The sequence below is a fragment of the Roseobacter sp. EG26 genome, from assembly GCF_049830555.1.
Classification (GTDB): domain Bacteria; phylum Pseudomonadota; class Alphaproteobacteria; order Rhodobacterales; family Rhodobacteraceae; genus Roseobacter.
In genome coordinates, this window is record NZ_JBNBLH010000001.1 from 500,620 (window position 1) to 519,437 (window position 18,818).

19 protein-coding genes are annotated in these 18,818 nt (G+C 58.5%); all 19 read right to left on the bottom strand.

The genetic code is table 11. The features are described from left to right. Positions 1–11: 11 nt before the first annotated feature. The 19 genes from ACOTTU_RS02495 to ACOTTU_RS02585 all read right to left on the bottom strand — a co-directional run bounded on the left by ACOTTU_RS02495 (position 12) and on the right by ACOTTU_RS02585 (position 18,721). Positions 12–1,034 (bottom strand): Hint domain-containing protein, encoded by a 1,023-nt coding sequence (locus ACOTTU_RS02495; protein ID WP_425655944.1) that lies wholly within the window; start codon positions 1,032–1,034, stop codon positions 12–14. A 153-nt stretch (positions 1,035–1,187) separates the two neighbouring features. Beyond that, on the bottom strand, positions 1,188–2,384 hold the full coding sequence (locus ACOTTU_RS02500) for a LysM peptidoglycan-binding domain-containing protein (RefSeq protein ID WP_298912715.1): 1,197 nt from the start codon (positions 2,382–2,384) through the stop codon (positions 1,188–1,190). A 68-nt stretch (positions 2,385–2,452) separates the two neighbouring features. Then, a complete protein-coding gene (locus ACOTTU_RS02505) occupies positions 2,453–3,097 on the bottom strand; it encodes a protein-L-isoaspartate(D-aspartate) O-methyltransferase (RefSeq protein WP_298912712.1) in 645 nt (214 codons plus the stop codon). Continuing rightward, the gene (surE, locus tag ACOTTU_RS02510; protein ID WP_425655945.1) at positions 3,094–3,879 is read right to left on the bottom strand and encodes a 5'/3'-nucleotidase SurE; all 786 of its coding nucleotides are present in this window, start codon (positions 3,877–3,879) and stop codon (positions 3,094–3,096) included. Before surE ends, ACOTTU_RS02505 begins: the two co-directional genes overlap by 4 nt. Before the next feature lie 89 nt (positions 3,880–3,968). Next, positions 3,969–4,604, bottom strand: coding sequence for an SDR family NAD(P)-dependent oxidoreductase (locus tag ACOTTU_RS02515; RefSeq protein WP_425655946.1), 636 nt, complete (start codon positions 4,602–4,604; stop codon positions 3,969–3,971). 31 nt (positions 4,605–4,635) lie between these two features. Beyond that, a complete protein-coding gene (locus ACOTTU_RS02520; RefSeq protein ID WP_425655947.1) occupies positions 4,636–5,040 on the bottom strand; it encodes a DUF1801 domain-containing protein in 405 nt (134 codons plus the stop codon). Between the two features lie 46 nt (positions 5,041–5,086). Beyond that, positions 5,087–6,568 carry an amidophosphoribosyltransferase gene (purF, locus tag ACOTTU_RS02525; protein WP_425656450.1) on the bottom strand — a complete coding sequence of 494 codons (1,482 nt, stop codon included), beginning with the start codon at positions 6,566–6,568 and terminating at the stop codon, positions 5,087–5,089. A gap of 133 nt (positions 6,569–6,701) precedes the next feature. Further along, positions 6,702–7,808 carry an ATP-binding protein gene (locus tag ACOTTU_RS02530; RefSeq protein ID WP_425655948.1) on the bottom strand — a complete coding sequence of 369 codons (1,107 nt, stop codon included), beginning with the start codon at positions 7,806–7,808 and terminating at the stop codon, positions 6,702–6,704. A gap of 89 nt (positions 7,809–7,897) precedes the next feature. After that, the gene (locus tag ACOTTU_RS02535; protein ID WP_298912697.1) at positions 7,898–8,452 is read right to left on the bottom strand and encodes a CvpA family protein; all 555 of its coding nucleotides are present in this window, start codon (positions 8,450–8,452) and stop codon (positions 7,898–7,900) included. A gap of 27 nt (positions 8,453–8,479) precedes the next feature. Continuing rightward, positions 8,480–9,841, bottom strand: coding sequence for a DNA repair protein RadA (gene radA / locus ACOTTU_RS02540; protein WP_425655949.1), 1,362 nt, complete (start codon positions 9,839–9,841; stop codon positions 8,480–8,482). 47 nt (positions 9,842–9,888) lie between these two features. After that, entirely contained in the window at positions 9,889–10,641 is a 753-nt protein-coding gene (locus ACOTTU_RS02545) for a DNA repair protein (protein WP_425655950.1), read from the bottom strand. 208 nt (positions 10,642–10,849) lie between these two features. Then, the gene (locus tag ACOTTU_RS02550; protein ID WP_298912688.1) at positions 10,850–11,596 is read right to left on the bottom strand and encodes an ABC transporter ATP-binding protein; all 747 of its coding nucleotides are present in this window, start codon (positions 11,594–11,596) and stop codon (positions 10,850–10,852) included. After that, positions 11,593–12,369 (bottom strand): MlaE family ABC transporter permease, encoded by a 777-nt coding sequence (locus ACOTTU_RS02555; protein WP_298912685.1) that lies wholly within the window; start codon positions 12,367–12,369, stop codon positions 11,593–11,595. Before ACOTTU_RS02555 ends, ACOTTU_RS02550 begins: the two co-directional genes overlap by 4 nt. Next, positions 12,366–13,397, bottom strand: coding sequence for an alanine racemase (gene alr / locus ACOTTU_RS02560; RefSeq protein ID WP_425655951.1), 1,032 nt, complete (start codon positions 13,395–13,397; stop codon positions 12,366–12,368). Before alr ends, ACOTTU_RS02555 begins: the two co-directional genes overlap by 4 nt. A 94-nt stretch (positions 13,398–13,491) precedes the next feature. Beyond that, positions 13,492–14,283 (bottom strand): DUF1194 domain-containing protein, encoded by a 792-nt coding sequence (locus ACOTTU_RS02565; RefSeq protein WP_425655952.1) that lies wholly within the window; start codon positions 14,281–14,283, stop codon positions 13,492–13,494. Positions 14,284–14,331: 48 nt separating this feature from the next. After that, positions 14,332–15,825, bottom strand: a complete 1,494-nt coding sequence (locus tag ACOTTU_RS02570) for a replicative DNA helicase (protein WP_425655953.1) — start codon at positions 15,823–15,825, stop codon at positions 14,332–14,334. Between the two features lie 154 nt (positions 15,826–15,979). Then, positions 15,980–16,660, bottom strand: coding sequence for an orotate phosphoribosyltransferase (locus ACOTTU_RS02575; RefSeq protein WP_425655954.1), 681 nt, complete (start codon positions 16,658–16,660; stop codon positions 15,980–15,982). Positions 16,661–16,718: 58 nt separating this feature from the next. Beyond that, entirely contained in the window at positions 16,719–17,753 is a 1,035-nt protein-coding gene (gene pyrC / locus ACOTTU_RS02580; protein WP_425655955.1) for a dihydroorotase, read from the bottom strand. A gap of 38 nt (positions 17,754–17,791) precedes the next feature. Next, positions 17,792–18,721 carry a phosphoadenosine phosphosulfate reductase gene (locus ACOTTU_RS02585; protein ID WP_425655956.1) on the bottom strand — a complete coding sequence of 310 codons (930 nt, stop codon included), beginning with the start codon at positions 18,719–18,721 and terminating at the stop codon, positions 17,792–17,794. Between the last annotated feature and the right edge of the window lie 97 nt (positions 18,722–18,818).

The following is an 18,818-nucleotide window of genomic DNA, read 5'->3' on the forward strand; positions in this document are numbered from 1 at the left end:
GCGTCCTCTGCTCAAAGACACGTCGCTTCGTAGTGGCGCAGACAGCGGGCCACTTTGGGTCCGTAGGCGTGGAGGTTCGGAAAGAGCGCCGCTATCTCAGCACGCGCTTCGGGGCTCATGGCTTCCATCGCCATTTCAGCCGGATAGAGGCTCTCAGACCAAAGATCAGACACCCGCACGAGGTGGTGGCTGTCAAACAGAATATGGCAGTAGGTCACCAGACCGCCGGAACGACGATAAACGCCGTCATGTGAAAGCAGATCAATGGCGCGTACAAGCACGTCAGACGCTCCGTAGAGCAATTCGGCCCGCCAATCCTCTACCAGGATAGCATGTTGCGGAGAGACGATCAGATCGGTTGTATTGCCCAGTACCCCTGCGGAAATGACGATCGGGGCAAGATCGCCGAGGGCGGCAACGGTTGTGTGACCGGACCAGCGCAGCGGCTGAAAGCCACCCTCCCGCGTAAGAACCATGTCACCGGTTTGCAGGTCTTGAACCGGACGGGGCCCGGACGCGGTTTTGATCATCATGCCAGCCGCAAAGCAGACAACTGTGCCTCCCAGACCTGCGTGTGACGTTCCACTGTCATTCTCAACGATGGCACCTGATGTCAGATCGACACCCTCCGGCGGAAGACCATCGGGAAACACCAGGAAGTAACCGTTTTCAGATCCGGCTTCGATCACATCACTGTTGTCCAGATCGACGTCGATGACACCTACCCGCCATGTGTTGGTCCCATCGGTCACGTTGAACGTGTAGTCCCAGATCACCTGCCGGTCGGTCCCGTCAATCTCTACCGTCTGGGCACGGCTGCCCCCGATTTGCAAGTTGTCGCTGACGAATTCATTGGTCGGATCGCCGTTGAAGACCGTGTTACTTTCGAACGCTTCCTCGACCACAAAGGACGTGGTAGTTCCTTCCCAACGCCAGGTGCCGGTTGGCGCAAACCGGTAGTTGACCGCCGCGCCGCCATCGGTCGTGGTCTGAGAGCCAAAAATTGCGTTCGTGTACCCGAAGAAACTCGGCATGGGTCGATCCAACTGGTTGCTTCCAACTGGGTCTTATGTAGCTGGCAAACACGGCAGTAGCGTGTCTCAAGGCCTGACAATGCGGCAGGCCTTGGGCGATTTCAGGGTGATTGCGGGCTGTTTTCCCCGCAAAGTTGCAATTTCAGCGCGCTTCTACTGCAAGTAGGGAAGTGGATCCACGCTGTCGAAACCTTTGCGCACTTCGAAATGGACATAGGCGTCCTTTCCCGGGCGGAGCTTGGCAATCGGTTCGCCACGTTTGACCTTTGTGCCCTTTTTCACCGAAACATCTGTTACATTGGCGTAGACCGTCAGCAACTCAGGATCGTGGCGCACCACGATGATCGGGATACCATCGGCGCTTTTTGTGATGGCAGCGACAGTGCCCGCATCGGCTGATTTCACTGCAGAGCCCGGATCAGACTTGATGTTGATGCCTTCGTTCTTGCCTTTTGCGTATTCGCGAATGATCGAGCCGCTGACCGGGAAGACCATGCGTGCAGAGGAAGATGCCGTTGTCTGAGGCCCAAGATCAGCGGCAGGTTCCGTGGGCACGGCGACGGTTTTTTCCGGTTCCGGCAAGGGTTTGGTCGCACTGGGGGGCGTCGGCGTTGGTGATCCTGCACCCGGTTGCGTGACGGCGGATGCTGCCGCCGCAGGAGGGGCCTGTTTTGCCACCGGGATGAGCAGGAACTGCCCTTCGCGGATGGCGAAATCAGCGCCTAGCCCGTTCCATTCGGCCAGTGTTTTCACGGGCACTTGGTAAAGCCGTGCAATTGTATAGGCGGTCTCGCCGCGCTCCACCTTGTGGCGGATGGGTTCCTGACCGGTTTGTGGGGTCGGGGTGCTGGTCGCGGCAGGCGGCAGTGCGGCAGTCTGCACGCCGGTTGATTCCGGTGCGCGGTTGATGGCGTCGCCCGCCAGTGTTCCAATGTCGACGCCCCCGGGTTGGATCGGTCCTGTTCCAATCGCGCCGGTGGCCGGGGAGGGTTCAGCAACCCGCTTGGGCAGGGCAATCACCTCACCTTTGCGCAAAGGTACATCCGCCTCGATGCCATTGAAACGGGCCAATTCGGCTGTGCTCACACCCAAACGCGTCGCGACCGAAGAAATCGTGTCGCCCCTGTCGGCGATGGCAACCTGATAGTTCGGATAGGAGATCACGCCGCGATCATCGGGGCTGGGGCGGCTGCCGGGGATGACTTGCGTTGCGGCATCTGCGGTGCTGAAACCGCCAACCCCGCCGCGCAGGTCAAAATCAAGCGGTTGATCACAGGCGGCCAGCACAACCAGCGCGCTGGCTGACATCAGCGAAAGGCGCAGACGGCTGCGCGAAATAAAGTGGGTCATCTGCTTGTCCTCAATCTGACCATCGTCGCATTGGTTGCTCCAACGCTTTATGCGCCCTTTATAGCAGCTTATGTGTCCTTTCCCAAGCCTTCCAGCAAGGGGACGAAGCGAACCTGCCGCAGTTCGTCATATTCGAATCCATCGGGGGTCTTATGAGCGACGATCAGATGCTGCACAGCGTCTGACTGACCAACCGGAATGACCATCACCCCCCCCATCTTGAGCTGTTCCATCAAGGTGCTGGGTGGGTCTTCGGCGGCGGCAGTGACGATGATGCGGTCAAACGGCGCCTGATCCGGCAGACCGTAGCTGCCATCGCCGGTGATTGCGGTGATATTGGTCAGATCCAGCAGGTCAAAGAGCTCGCGAGCTTCGCGTACCAGTCGGCTGTGACGGTCGATGGTATAGACGCGCCGCGCCAGCTTGCTCAGGATCGCCGCCTGATACCCCGACCCGGTGCCGATCTCGAGTACCTTGTCACGGGGGCTGATCCGCAGGGCCTGCGTCATCAGACCAACCACCGAAGGCTGACTGATCGTCTGGCCGCAGGCAATCGGCAAAGGCATATCTTCATAGGCGCGTTCAGCAAATATACCGCGAATGAAAGGGCCACGATCAATGGCCTCCATCGCCGACAGCACACGTTTGTCGGTAACGCCCTTGGAACGCAGCGCATATAGAAACTGCATCTTGCGCGTGGCGTCGTCACTCATGTGGCAATGCCCGACAAAGCGCCCAACATGTCATGGGCCGTCAGGTCTGCCCGCATGGGCGTGACCGACACATAGCCCTCCAGATTGTCGGCAGCATCGGTGCCCGGATCTGTCGAGACCTGCTGATTGCCGCCCTTGATCCACAAAAACCGCCGCCCGGAAGGCGACAGATGCGGTTCCGTGCTGAACCCCGTGCCTGGGCGCATACCTTGCCTGGAAAGACGAATGCCCTTGACGCCCTGACCCGGAACAGGCGGAAAATTGACATTGTAAAAAAGCCGGTAGCCGCCGTTTTCTTCGGGCGTATGGGCAAGAATGCGCCGAACAACCTCGGCACCATGCTGTCCGGAGGCTTCGAAAGGGTCCGCGGTCTTGGCGTTTTGGGGGCCGAAATACTGTGAAAGCGCAATCGCTGGGAGCCCTTGGAGCGCGGCTTCCATCGCCCCCCCGATGGTCCCTGAATAGAGGGTGTTTTCGGCTGAATTGTTGCCCCTGTTGACGCCTGACAGCACAAGATCAGGGGGCGCATCTTTCATCACCTCGTGTAGCCCCGCCAGAACGCAATCTGCGGGCGATCCTTCGGCTGCGAACCGCTTGTCGCCAAATTCATTGATCATCATCGGATGGGTATAGCTGATGCAATGCCCGACACCGGACTGTTCAAAGGCGGGGGCGACCGTCCAGACCTCGCCAGTATCCCCGACCAGTTCGGTGGCGATGGCATGCAGCACTTTCAGGCCGGGAGCGTTGATGCCGTCGTCGTTGGTAATGAGAATGCGCATGAAATGGCCCCTTTTTGCCTTGATAGGCGAGGGTCGGTCAGGCGGCAAGGCCACCTGGCCTCATGGCGGGTGATTTGCCGCGCGGCACCTCAGAGCTGTTGCAGAACAGCCAAGGCAGCATCCGACGGTTGGGTCAGGGTGGTGCGGTTTTCACCGGGGTAGAACCGCGCTCTTGTCGCGGTTGGCATGGCCGGGGGTGTCACGACATGGACCTTGGGGCCGGTTTTTTGCGTTTCAGCCTGCCAGCTCCGGGCAAGCGAAATCTGCGCCGCCTTGGTCGCCCCGTAACTGCCGTAAAACTTCTGACCGGCATTTGGATCATCGAAAAAGACGGCTTGTCCCGCATCGCCCAGCAGCGGCGCAACAAAGGTGATCAGCGTTGCGGTTGCGGTGACATTGCAGGCCACGGATTTGGCGAAATCCTTGGCGTCAATGTGATCTGCAGGTGCCAGCGGGGCTGCATGGATGGCCGCGTGCAGCCACATATCGAGGGTGCCCCACCGTTCAAATATGCCGCGACAGAGGGTTGCCATCGCATCCTGATTGGTAACATCCATCGGTGCCAGCGTGGCGCTGCCGCCTTTCGCCTGAATGCGGTCGTCCAGTTCTTCAAGGGCACCGGTGGTTTTTGCCACGGCGACGATGTGATGGGTGGGGGCCAGCGCTTCGGCCAATGCGGCACCCAGGCCGCGCGATGCACCGGTGATAAGAGCAGTCTTTGTCATAGGCGCGGTTTGAGGGGGATCGGTAGGCGCGTCAAGTATTCTTGCGATGATAGGTCAGCGTCAGAAAGGCGCAGTGGTCGATGGCGTCCATGGGCAAGGGTTCATCCAGGGCGAGTTTCAAGGCGCGTGTGCCTTCGAACGTGAAGGATTTGGGGTATAGCGTTCGCAGGGTTTCGATCAAACTGGTCTGGCAGTGCACAAACAATGCAAGGCGATCAGGCTCATGCGCTTGCCAGTCACACCGGAGTGTCGTGCCAATGCGGGGGCGTTTTGGTAGCCATGATGGCTGGCCCCATTTCAGGGTTTCCACCAGCGTTCCGATTTGCGCGCGTTGCGCGACCTGATGCACGGTCTCGCGGATATCGGCAAAGCGTGACTGCGCAGGGTCCGGCCATTGCCGGATGACGTCTTCCATATTTTTCGGCAGCGTTGTCATGAGATCTATGTGCTGGTTGATCCTGACAGAAACCGGCAGCAGTGTGTTATTCGGCCGCTTTCATCTCAAATCCGCTCTCTATCTGATCGGCGGGTTCGACCGGGTACTCCCCGGAAAAACAGGCGTCGCAATATTGTGGCTGCTTGGTATCGCGGCCTTTGGTCTCTCCGACCGCGCGATAAAGTCCATCAAGGGAGATAAAGCGCAGGCTGTCCACTTGCAGGTGCGCGCGCATTTCTTCTTCTGACATGGTGGCGGCCAGAAGTTTTTCGCGCTGCGGTGTGTCGACCCCATAAAAGCAGGGCCAGGCTGTGGGTGGAGAGGCGATGCGGAAATGAACTTCCGCCGCCCCGGCGTCGAGAATCATTTCCTTGATTTTGCGAGAGGTGGTGCCGCGCACCACGGAATCATCCACCAGGATCACACGCTTGCCCTGGATAAGCGCGCGATTGACGTTCAGTTTCAGCCGCACGCCCATGTTGCGGATCTGCTCCGTCGGCTCGATGAAGGTCCGGCCCATGTACTGATTGCGGATGATGCCCATGGCGTAGGGAATACCCGATTCCAAGGAATAACCGATGGCCGCAGGTGTGCCGCTGTCCGGGACCGGGCAGACGAGATCGGCCTCTACCGGGGCTTCCTTGGCCAGTTCACGCCCAATGGCTTCGCGCGTCTCATAGACGGATCGGCCGCCCAAAATGCTGTCAGGGCGGCTGAAGTAGACATGTTCAAAGATGCAGAAACGGGGTTTTTGCGGGCGGAACGGGAAATGCGATTCCACGCCCTTGTCCGTGATGACAACCATTTCACCGGGCTCGATTTCGCGGATGAACTCGCCGCCGATGATGTCCAGTGCGCAGGTCTCTGAACTCAACGCCCAGCCCTCACCCACACGGCCCAAAACCAGCGGGCGTACACCCAATGGGTCGCGCACACCGATCAGTTTGGTGCGGGTCATCGCCACAATCGAAAAAGCCCCTTCGACACGGCGCAAGGCGTCTTCCATGCGTTCAGGGATCGTGCGTTGCAGGCTGCGCGCCATCAGATGAATGATGCATTCGCTGTCTGAAGAGGACTGGAAAATCGACCCCCGTTCGATCAGTTCACGGCGCAGCGAATTGGCATTGGTGATATTGCCGTTGTGAGCAATTGCAGCGCCCCCCATGGCAAATTCACCAAAAAAGGGCTGGACATCCCGGATCGCCGTTTGCCCTTTGGAACCTGCCGTTGAATAGCGCACATGTCCAATTGCCAAGGGCCCCGGCAGCGTCTCCATAATCTTTTGCGAGGTAAAGTTGTCCCGGACATAGCCAAACCGCCGGGCGGATTGAAACCCCTGTTCCGAATGGTGGCTGACGATACCGCCTGCTTCCTGGCCGCGGTGTTGCAGCGCATGCAAGCCCAGAGCGACAAAATTCGCGGCATCGACAACTCCGATGACGCCGAAAATCCCGCATTCCTCTTTGAGTTTGTCGTCATCATCGCCGTCGCGCAGGTAGGACGTGTCAAAGGGGTGAGCGGGGGGCATGATCTTGGACAACGGGGCAGCTCCGAATCCGGTTTGTGGGTTATCTCGTATGTAGGGACTATGGCCGTAAGTGTCACGAAACTATCATGCTCAAGGACACGATTGTCGCCTCTGAGACACGGTTAGGACACGCTTAACGCGTAGCGCGGCGCCTGAGGGGGTGCAGTTGGGCAACGGTGCCAGTATCATCAGCGGCTTCGGCTATGATGCCCGGCAGTGAAAATGTAACCGCACCGGACACTCCAGAGGCTGTTTTTTCGACAGCGATATGGCCGCCACGTGCCGTTAAAAGACGACGAACACCCAGCAGACCGTACCCGCTATCGGGTCGGAAGGTGCCGGTGTTGAAAAGATCCATGCCGGGATTGTCGAAGCCGACGCCGTCGTCCTGAACGCTGACGCTGATCATATTGGCGGACGACTGGCGCGCCGAAATATCAATCCTCATGTTGGGCTTGCCGCCATGCTTGATGGCGTTGTCCAGCAGGTTCCTGAGCACAATCTTAAAGGCTGTCTTGTCACCCTGCAGAACAATATTCGGCCAGTTGACTTCATGAAGCCCCTGCGGGTCCAGCACGTCCCGAATAGACTGGCACAGCAGTCCGAAGTCGAAGGGTATCTGCTCAGGCAGTACATTGGCTTCATGTGCGTGGGTCAGCACGTCCGAGATCAAGCCGCCGGACTTGATGGCCACTTCTTCGAGCAGATTGATCAGATCAACCTTACCGTCGCCATGATCCTCGAAATCCTCGCGCAGCATTTCGATGAGGATCTTGATGTTGCGCATGGGCGTGCGCAGATCGTGGGCTGCAATCGCAATGAATTGTTCCGTTTCCGACGCAGCGGTCGCAAGCGAGGCTCTCAGCCTGCTGGCCTCCTGCTCCGGGGAGATGTCGATGCTGGTCCCGACGATGCGGCAGACCTCACCGGCGTCGTTTTTCTGAGGATTGAGGGTTGTGCGGACCCAGATCTGCTGATCGTTGATCGGTAGCTCTATCTCATATGTGGCGGATTGCCCGGTTTCGATGGCCAGCATATGGCGTTCAAACGCCGTTTGACCCATGCGTCCTGCGTAGACTTCCCGGGCGGTTTTGCCGATGACCTGCTCGCGCGCCAACCCGCTTTTCAATTCAGCAAAGGTATTCCAGCCGGTATAGCGAGGCAGTTTCTGCGCATCCGGTTCCAGCACGAATACAGGTGCCGCAACATCATCAAAGCACTCAATTGATGGATCTGTCACAAGCGCCTCAAAATAAATAAACCGCGCGCAACATAGGCGCGCGGCTCTTAAAACGGTCTTAAGGGTGCCGCTTTTTCAGGTTTTTGGGATCAGTTGCCACAATTTCCGACAAGGGTTTCATATTGACCCGTGATCCACCCCAAAGCCTGTTCGGGTTCGGAATTCTGGATGCGGTCGGCGACTTGCGAAAACACCACCGCAGAACGGCTCTCATCCACAACAGAATAGGTTTGGCCAGTGACGACGGTATCGTAGACAAAAAAGGCTATTGCCACCAACAACAGACCGCGCGCCACGCCAAAGACAAAGCCGAAGCCCTGATCAATGCCCCCAAGGGCGGAGCGTTGCACGATCGAGGCAAACAACGGGGTGAAAAGAGACACGATGATTAGTGCCACCGCGAATACCAAGGCGAAGGCTCCGATGATCGACAATTCGCAGCTGTCAGCAAGAAACTCTCCGACGACGGGGATTTCGCGCACCAAGGGTTCTACCTGCGGCGCAAACAGAAACCCCAGCACGGCTGCGGCAATCCATCCGATGATCGCCATGATTTCACGCACAAGACCGCGCCCATAGGCTAACAGTGCCGAGACAACAATTATCAGCGCAACAACACCGTCGATTATTGTGAAGCCTTCCATAGTTCTCAACGCCTTTCGTGCCCGTGCCTATCCGGCCCCAAATATTTCACCCACAAAGCCGGTCAAATCTCCCATCGTGTTCAGGGAGATGCCGTCTACGCCAACCGCTTTGCCGCCGCTTGGGGCAATTGCGCCGGTGAAACCAAGTTTTTGCGCTTCTTTCAACCTGTTTTCGGTCTGGGAGGCGGGGCGTAAGGCACCCGACAGGCTGATTTCGCCAAAAACAACCGTGTCTGCAGGCAAGGCAGCATCTTCTCGCGCACTCAACAGCGCCGCCGCGACAGCTAGATCAGCGGCGGGTTCAGACACTTTCATGCCACCCGCAACGTTGAGATAGACGTCGAGACCCGCAAAGGGAATGCCGCAGCGCGCCTCCAACACCGCGAGGATCATGGCAAGGCGTCCACCGTCCCAGCCGACAACTGTGCGTCGCGCTTGAGCATGGGGCGAGGGGGCCACAAGGGCCTGAAACTCGACCAATACCGGCCGCGTGCCCTCGACACCGGCAAATACGACCGATCCGGGTGAGGGCTCGCCCCGTTCAGAGAGAAACAGCGCCGAGGGGTTTGCCACCTCGGACAGCCCCTTGCCGGTCATCTCGAAAACGCCAATTTCATCCGCAGGACCGAAGCGGTTTTTCACGGCGCGCAGGATGCGGAACTGATGACCGCGTTCGCCCTCGAAATAGAGCACCGTGTCGACCATATGTTCGACGACACGCGGGCCTGCGATCTGCCCTTCTTTAGTTACATGGCCCACCAGAACTACCGAAATCCCTTTGCGTTTGGCAAAACTGGTCAGCTCATGCGCTGCGGCGCGTACCTGGCTGACCGAACCGGGCGCGCTTTCCACATTGTCGGCCCACATGGTTTGGATGGAATCGATAATGGCCAACTGCGGTCTTTCGGTTTCCAGCGTTGTCAGGATGTCGCGCAGGTTGGTCTCCGCAGCCAGTTTGACGGGCGCATCCTGCAACCCCAGACGCTGCGCGCGCATGCGGACCTGCGCGGAGGCTTCTTCGCCGGAGACATAGATTGTTTTCAGGCCTGAGCGGGCAAATTGCGCGGCGGCCTGCAACAAGAGGGTCGATTTACCGATACCCGGGTCCCCGCCCACCAGAATGGCCGATGCCGGAACCAATCCGCCCCCCAAAACCCTGTCGAGCTCGGCGATGCCGGATTGGGTGCGGGGTGGTGGGGCCTCCTGCGTTGCCAGATCGGTCAGAACAATGGCTGATCCCCGCTTTGCACCCAAAGATTTGGCGGGTCCTTTTGAGATTCCGGCATCTTCCGAAATCGTGTTCCATTCCCCGCAGGCTTCACAGCGCCCGGCCCATTTGCTTGTGACATTGCCGCAGGCAGAACAGGAAAAGGAGGGGGATTTGGCCATGGCACTTCATGCCCCAGAGGGCATGCAAGGTCAAAGGATAATCCGCGCTATTCTGCAGCCAGTGACGACAACCTGATCACGCCGTTTTGCCTGTGGTTTTTGGAGGCCTGCGGGCTTGGGCCGATGTCGATTTCCGGTAAAAGCTCTGCGAGGTCTTCAAGCAGGCGGTTCAACTGGGACTGAGCAACAGCCTCATCCATTTCCACGCGGTTTGCCCATTGTCGGATGTCTGCGTGCAAGGCTTTGGCATGCTCCAGCCGATCCTGAAAAGTCTCGATCTCGGCCTGACGCTGGCGCAGGAAATCACGGGCCCGGTCGATACGTTCATCGCAATAGGTTTCAGCAAGATCCTGGCTGATACGGCTCATTTGAGCGGCGATCTCAAGGATGTCAGGTTCGAGGCCGCCCAGATCAGGATGGTTACGCAGATGCAGCATGCGTTCCTTGACCGCATCAAATTCGGAAGATGCCTGGAAAACGCCCTTGCGATCCGCTGCATGTACGGCCGCATAGGCGCGCTGAATGTCCTCCATGCGCAGGGAAAACCCGTGATGAGCGCTTTCAAGCTGCATGATGCGCCGGTTGGTCGGCACGAAAAAACACAAGCTCAACAACAGGGTCATCACACCCAACTGGACGTAAAAACCAGCATCTTCGACCAAGGTGCCATCGATCAGTATCGGCAGTTCAAGCCACGGGACGACGCCAAAGGCCGCAAGCGCTGAAAAGGTTATAACAACAATAGAGGCAAGAGCGATCAACGTAACGGAAAAGCTCTGCAGAATTGTCCGCGTGTTCAATAGAATGGGACGTATTTGTTCCAAAACGGTACACTCCCTGAGATCATTAACATCGGCGGAAATCCGCCCACCATAAAGACAATGTACCACAAAAGTTCTGAAAATTCGACCAAATCGGAGATCTTGGTGAACGTTTCAACCCATCCGGGTGAATTGTCCACGGATCACTTAAAGTACCCCACAATCAGCCGAATTGTTGCCAATTACTTCAGCGGACAGCTTCGATTGGGCCGTCCGCCTTGCCCTGAATGAACTGGTCGAGATAGGGGTTACCGCTGTTATCCATCTGACTGACCGGGCCCGTCCACTGGATAATGCCGTCGTGCAGCATGGCAATGTTGTCGGCGATGGCGCGTACCGACGTCATGTCATGGGTGATGGTCATGGCCGTTGCCCCCATTTCCACCACGATTTCGCGAATAAGCTCGTTGATTACGCCGGACATGATCGGATCAAGCCCGGTCGTGGGCTCGTCAAAAAAGATGATCTCGGGCTCTGCCGCGATGGCCCGCGCCAGACCCACACGTTTTGCCATGCCGCCAGAGAGCTCTGCCGGGAAGCGGTCCGCCACATCCGGTTTCAGGCCCACACGGCGCAATTTTTCAACGGCAATCTCGCGCGCTTCATCGCGCGGGCGTTTAAGCGAGCCGCGCAGCAGACGAAACGCCACATTCTGCCAGACGGGCAGGCTGTCGAAAAGCGCACCGCCCTGAAACAACATCCCGAAACGGGCCAAAAATGCATCGCGATCACCTGCTGCTGCATCCTTGCCGTCAACCGTGATGGTTCCACTGTCCTGTTTGACCAGCCCCAGAATGCATTTGAGTGCAATGGATTTGCCCGTGCCGGAGCCACCGATGATCACCATCGAGGAGCCTTTTTCGATTTCCAGATCAAGTCCGCGCAGCACGTGGTTGGACCCAAAGGATTTTTGAATGTTGTCCATCTTGATCATAACGAGAAGAACACCCCGGTCAGCACGAAGTTTGCGGCCAGGATCAGAACTGCCGCCCCTTCAACTGCGCTTTTGGTGGCGCGTCCGACCCCCATGGCCCCCCGGCCTGAGTTCATTCCGTGAAAACAGCCCATGGTGGCGGCAGCGAAGCCAAAAACCGCTCCCTTTGTGAGCGACGAGATAACATCCAATGGCTCAAGGAAATTGACCGTGTTGCGAATATAGCCTGCCGGGTTGAACCCCAGGGTGCCTGTCGCCACCGCATAACCACCAAATACTCCGATTATATCGCCGACGCCCACCAGCAAAGGCACAACCAGCACTGCGGCCAATACGCGCGGCACGGTAAGATATTTCATCGGGTGGGTGGAGAGGGTGACCAGCGCGTCGATCTGTTCGGTGACTTTCATCGTGGCGATTTCAGCGGCAATGGAAGAGGTCACACGTGCCGCAATCATCAGCCCCACCAGAACCGGACCAAGTTCGCGCACCATGCCCACGGCAACAATCTGCGGCACCACCGCTTCGGCATTGAAACGCGAGCCGCCTGCATAAATCTGCAAGGCCAGCGCGCCACCGGTAAACACGGCAGTCAGCCCCACCACCGGCAGCGACAGCCATCCGATGTTCAGCAGCGCGGACAGGAACTCGCGGCCATAGAAGGGCGGGCGCAGCATGTGGCTGATCGCGTCGATGCCAAAAATCGCGATGCGGCCGATGGTGGCCAGCACGGAAAGCACCGTGCGTCCTATGAGAGCGAGCGGATTGGTCAAATGTAGACGCGGTTGTAACGCGCTCCCAGTGAGGTCAGAATTTCATAGCCTATTGTATCGGCAAATCCGGCGACAGTGTCCACCGATTGATGCGGGCCGATCAATTCCAGATGTTCGGGTTCCTGCGCCAGACCGGTGACATCAACGCCAATCATGTCCATGGAAATGCGCCCCACCACCGGAACAGCGGAGCTGCCGGTGTGCAACTGTGCATTTGGTCCCATCGCGCGGATGATGCCGTCAGCGTAGCCTGCCGAAATGGTCGCAATCCGCGATGGCCCGCGTGCCACCCAAGTGTTTGAGTACCCCACCGTTTCACCTACTGCGACATCGCGGATCTGGATCACGGGAATGTCCAGCGTCACCACGGGGCGCGCATCGACGAAAGGCATTCCCCCATAAAGGCCAATGCCCGGGCGTACCGTGTCAAAATGATAATCGGAGCCCAGAAGAATACCGCCGGTCGCCGCGAGCGAGCGCGGCACGTCAAGGCCCGCCGTCATCTGGGTGAAAACCTGCAACTGCCGTGCGTTCATCGCGTGATCGGGCGCGTCGGCACAGGCAAGGTGCGACATGATCAGGGTGGGTTTTTGCGCCAGGGCCAGATCGCGCAGCGCGGCCCATTCCGCCTCTTCCATGCCCAACCGGTTCATGCCGGTATCAAGCTGAATGCCAAAGGGACGGCCAGGCAGGGCTTCCACATGCCGCAGCATCTGGTCAATTGAATTCAACATGGGCGTCAGATTGGCATCACGGATCAGTTTTGTGTCCCCTGCCATATGGCCGGAAAATACATTGATCCGCGGCCCTTTGCCCAGAATCTGGCGCAACGCCACCCCTTCTTCGGCCACGGCAACAAAGAATTCCCGCGCACCGGCCCGCGCCAGCGTCTTGGAAACCTGCGCCAGACCCAGGCCGTAGGCATCGGCCTTTACTACCGCACCGGCCTTGCCGCTGGCCATGGCACTCAGATCGCGCCAGTTCGACGCAACCGCTGAAAGGTCGATTTTTAAGGTTCCCGTGGCCATGGCCGGGTTTTGACAGGGATGTGCGGGGGGTCAAGCGGAAAATGAACCTCAGATGGGTTCGGTCCCGGGGCGGGGGCGGGGTGCGGTTTAGGGGTTAGGGAATGTCGAAATAAGCGCGGTTCTGCTCCCACATCTTTTCGCCGATCAAACAGTCATAGGGTTCGGCAGGGGTGAACTGCGCCTGAATGAGCCGCGGCTCAAGACCAGCAATTTCCAGAACCAGTTTGCGTTTGACCGCTGCGGCGAACTGGTCCCAGGCCAGCACTGGGATGACAAAGGCGCCGGGTCCTCCAATGACGCAGTTACGGTAGTAGCTATCAAGATCGGGAATGCCCCAAAGCTCGCTGAGCGCATCCTGGGTCATCAGGGGTAAGCCATTGATCACAAAGCCTTGCCCAAGGGCGGCATCTCGCGCGCGCTCGACCGGGCGACCCTGGTTGTTGGGGCCATCCCCGGAGATATCAATGACGCGGCGCAACCCCGAGAACCCGTTGCCCTCAAAATCGCCTGCAGCATAGATCAGTGCGCCGGAAATCGAGGTGCGCCGCAACCCCTCATCAAATCGCGCCGTGATCTGATGCGCGATCGCCTGTGCCTCTTGAGGCGTTTGCAGCAAGGTCCAGGGCACGATCACACGCTGAGAATATTCACCGGCCCACTCCACATAGGTGATTGCAATGCGCCTCAACAGCCCACTTTCAATAGCCTGCATAACTTGACCACTTGTCAGCGCCTCCGCATAGCCGCGTCGCTGAATCTCCAGCTCAGCAGGTGACATGGAACGGGAGACATCGACGGCCAGAAACAATTCAACGTCGACCTCAAGGTCGTCCGCGAACGATGCCACGGGGACGAAAAAGCAAAGACAGGCGAGGATGAACCGCATGGCACCACAGCGCCAGAAACGGGAGCTGCTGTCCAATCACAATTCCGATCAGAACTCCCGGTCACCACCCTGCTGCCAGGGCTGCACGAGATTGCCGAACCGGGTGAAACGCCCCTCAAAGCTCAGCTCAACGGTGCCAATGGGGCCGTGACGCTGCTTGCCGATCACAACCTCGGCGCGCCCATGCAGGCGTTCCATCTCTTCTTGCCACTTCGCCATGGCCTCCAGATCATGATCGCCGGGTTTTTCGCGTTCCTTGTAGTACTCTTCGCGGAACACGAACATCACCACATCGGCGTCCTGCTCGATTGAGCCAGATTCGCGCAGGTCACTGAGTTGCGGGCGCTTATCTTCACGGTTCTCGACCTGACGGGAGAGCTGTGACAGGGCAATCACCGGGATGTCCAACTCCTTGGCAATGGCCTTAAGGCCCATGGTGATCTCGGAAATCTCGTTTACACGATTTTCTGATTTTCCGGTGCCACGCACCAGTTGCAGGTAGTCCACGATCAGCACATCAAGCCCGTAGGTGCGCTTGAGGCGCCGCGCACGGGCGGCAAGCTGCGAGATTGGCAGCGCCGGGGTGTCGTCAATATAAAGCGGGCAGGCTTCGAGTGCTTTGGCCGCATCCACAAAGCGGCGGAATTCGCCTTCGGTCATATCGCCGCGACGGATCTGTTCTGATGGCACTTCTGCTGCTTCTGACAGAATCCGCGCGGCGAGCTGCTCGGCACTCATTTCAAGCGAATAAAAGCCCACAACGCCGCCGTCGATGGCGCCTTCGGTACCATCGGGCAGTTGGCCGCGTTTGTAGGCTTTGGCGACGTTAAAGGCGATGTTGGTGGCCAGCGAGGTTTTGCCCATGGAAGGCCGACCGGCGAGGATCAAAAGGTCAGAGCGGTGCAATCCGCCCAGCTTCTTGTCCATGTCGATCAATCCGGTGGAGACACCGGCAAGCCCACCTTCGCGCTGATAGGCCGCATTCGCGACATTAACAGCGTCTGTTACCGCCTTGAGAAAGCTTTGAAAACCGCTCTCGACTTGCCCTTGTTCGGCCAATTTGTAGAGCGCCTGTTCCGCCTCCACGATCTGTTCGCGCGGCTCGGAGGCGACATCAACCGTGGCCGCTTTGTCGGAGATTTCGCGGCCCAGCTGGATCAGGTCGCGGCGGACCGCAAGGTCATAGATCATCTGGGCATAATCGCGCACCGCAAAGGCGGAAATGGCCGCCCCGGCAAGTCGGGCGAGATAGGCCGGACCCCCCAGTTCTTTCAGCCCTTCATCGTCTTCCATGAAGGCTTTGAGGGTGACCGGCGAGGCCAGGTTGTTTTTGGCAATCCGCGCCGCTGCAATCTCGAAAATGCGCGCATGTACAGGGTCGTAGAAATGTTTCGGACCGATGATCGAGGCCACCCGGTCATAGATGTCATTGTTGGTCAGAATCGCACCCAGAAGCTGCTGCTCAGCCTCGATGGAATGCGGCATCGACTCGGGCGACTGCACATCGACGCCGGTCGGATTGAATGCTGCGACTTCGTTCATGCCTGTCCCACCTTGTCCCGGTCCCGGTCTTACCCGTGCGCCTATGGGAAGCGCAATCGGGATAAGACGGTATAACCTGTGGATATGTTATTATCTCAAAAACATACCGGATTTGGTGTCTGATTGCACGTGAAATACACGATGCGGTGGTGCGTCAGCTGTTTTTTCGGGCGTCCTGCCAAGCGCGTGGATTGTTCAGGAAGGTTTCGACGTCGCTCAACGTGGCCGTGTCAAACACGCCTTGCGCCTTGGCTTCAGCGAGCACATCCCACCAGGTGCACAGCGAATGCAGCTGAACACCATGATCTCCAAGTGTTTTCTCCGTCTCCGGGAAAATTCCGTAGTAAAAAATCACCGCGGTGTGGCCACAACTGGCCCCGGTTTCGCGAATCGCATCCACGAAGGAGAGTTTGGAGCCGCCATCCGTGGTCAGGTCTTCCACCAGCAACACGCGCTGGCCCTCATGCATGTCACCTTCGATACGCGCATTGCGGCCGTAGCCTTTGGGTTTCTTGCGCACGTAGGTCATGGGCAGGCCCATGCGTTCAGCAACCAGCGCGGCGAAGGGAATGCCCGCGGTTTCACCGCCTGCGATATTGTCAAAAGCTTCAAACCCGGCGTTGCGCATGATGGTGGCTGTCAGGAAATCCATCAGCGTCGAGCGGATGCGCGGGTGGCTGATCAGTTTGCGGCAATCAATGTACGTGGGGCTGGGCAGGCCGGAAGCGAGAATGAAGGGATCCGCGGCGTTGAAATGCACCGCCTTGATTTCCAGCAGCATCCGCGCTGTCAGGCGTGCGATTTCGGAAGGATCAGGGTAGCTGCTTGGGATCATTGGGGTTTCCTGACTTGTGGATGGTGGAACATGAGCGTCGCGTGCGGTGTCCGGGCCTTCACAGCACTTTCCAATGCAGATCGAAGCCCGGATCAAAGACCGTCACGGGCCCGTCTTCTGTGGCGATATGATCGGGATAAGACGCGCCGGATTTTTCCAGCGTTATGGTCGCATCATTCGGGAGGAGCCCGTAAAAGGCCGGACCGTTCAGAGACGTGAAGCGTTCAAGCCGGTCGAGCGCACCGTCTTCTTCGAAAACCTGCGCGAGGATCGACAGGGTGTTGGGCGCGGTGAAACATCCCGCGCAGCCGCAGGGCAGGAGCTTATTGGCATCCGTGTGCGGCGCGGAATCGGTGCCTAGGAAAAAGCGGTTGTCCCCGGAAGTTGCCGCTGCGCGCAGGGCGAGCCGATGCTCTTCGCGCTTGGCCACGGGCAGGCAATAATAGTGCGGCTTGATGCCCCCGGCCAGAATGTGGTTGCGATTGATCACCAGGTGATGCGTCGTGATCGTCGCACCCAGTGTGTCATCCTGTGCGCTGGCATAATCGACCGCATTGCGGGTCGTGATATGCTCCATGACCACGCGCAGGCCGGGCGTCGCGCGGCGGATCGGGTCGAGCACACGGTCAATGAAGACGGCTTCCCGGTCAAAGATGTCGATCTCTGCATCCGTAACCTCGCCATGCACGCAGAGCGGCAGGCCGATCTCCGCCATCTTTTCCAGAACGGCGCGGACATTGTCAAAATTGGCGACACCGCTGGCGGAATTCGTCGTGGCCCCGGCGGGATAAAGCTTCACCGCGTAAATGAGGCCGGAAGCATGTGCCGCCGCCACATCCGCAGGATCGGTGTCTTCGGTCAGGTAGAGCGTCATCAAAGGCTCAAAATCCGCCCCCTGGGGCAGCGCATTCAGAATACGTTCGCGATAGGCCTGTGCCTGATCACTGGTGACCACTGGCGGCACCAGATTGGGCATGATGATCGCCCGGGCAAAATGCGCGGTGGTTTCAGGCAGAACGGCTTTGAGCATCGCGCCGTCGCGCAGATGCAGGTGCCAATCGTCGGGGCGGCGAAGCGTGATGGTCTGGCTCATGCGCCTGCGCTAGCACAGGATTTGCTGTTGTTCCAGCGTCAGTCTGTGACCCGACCCCTGATCTGTTTTAACCGGCTTTCAAATCGGGGCGCGCGCATGCGTTGGGTGACATTGTGGCAAAGAGCTGCGATCAGTGCCGAGCGCTCGTCCTGTTCCAAACGCGCGAGCAGTTTGCGCAAATAGGGCAGATGAACGCGACGTGCCCGCGCCAGTTTCGCAAAGAAGAGCGGGGTGAGGTTGCCGTCCGCCGCCGCTTTCATCAGCGGAAACAGAACCTCAAGCTGCAACAGGTCGGTCTGAAGTGCTGCACCCATATGCGGCAGGCGCAGTTTTGTGACGCCGGGTCGCGTGTATAGGGCTGCGTGCATGGCGTCTTCGGCCTCTGCGGGGTCGTACAGAATGAAGGTTTCCGACGCGGCGTCCAGCATGTCAGGTGCATAGCCATAGCGCTGCGTGAAATCGGTGCGCCGCATCTCCACGAAACGTTTGTCCCATTCGGCTACGCGCGGATCCAGCGTGGCCTGCGGTTGGATCGCAAGCACCTTGGCCCCGGGGGCCGCAACCGAAAAAGCGGCGGCGGCGTATCCGCAGGGTCCCGCACCATAAAACAGAACCGTATCGAAGGCGTCGAAAAAGCCGTCATCTACCAATTGGTCAAAATGGGCATAAACGGCCGGATCGCGAAACCAGGTATCGCCGTCACTGATAATGCTCAAATGCGACCAGCCGTGCGCCTTGACCATGTGCCACCCCAGAGGGTGCCCATGGGGCGAGAGGGTTTCGATGCCTTGATGGGTCTCAAAAGAGACTAGAAGTGTCGCGCTGTTTTCAACGAATGTTGCAGTATGGCGGCGTCCCAATGGTGTGAGGTAGCCGTGTTCGCCGACCAGCTCGGTGACCTCGGAGATCCACTCCTGTTTGCTCATATCTTTGAGCGACGATTCAAAATCAAACGCCGTGTCCGGCATGGTGGCGGCCCTCAAATCTGCCTATTTGTGATAGGCGGCGGTGCTTCCAGTGTAAACTAAGCGCGATTTGAGGCAAAATTGCGGAAACAGAGTGCCG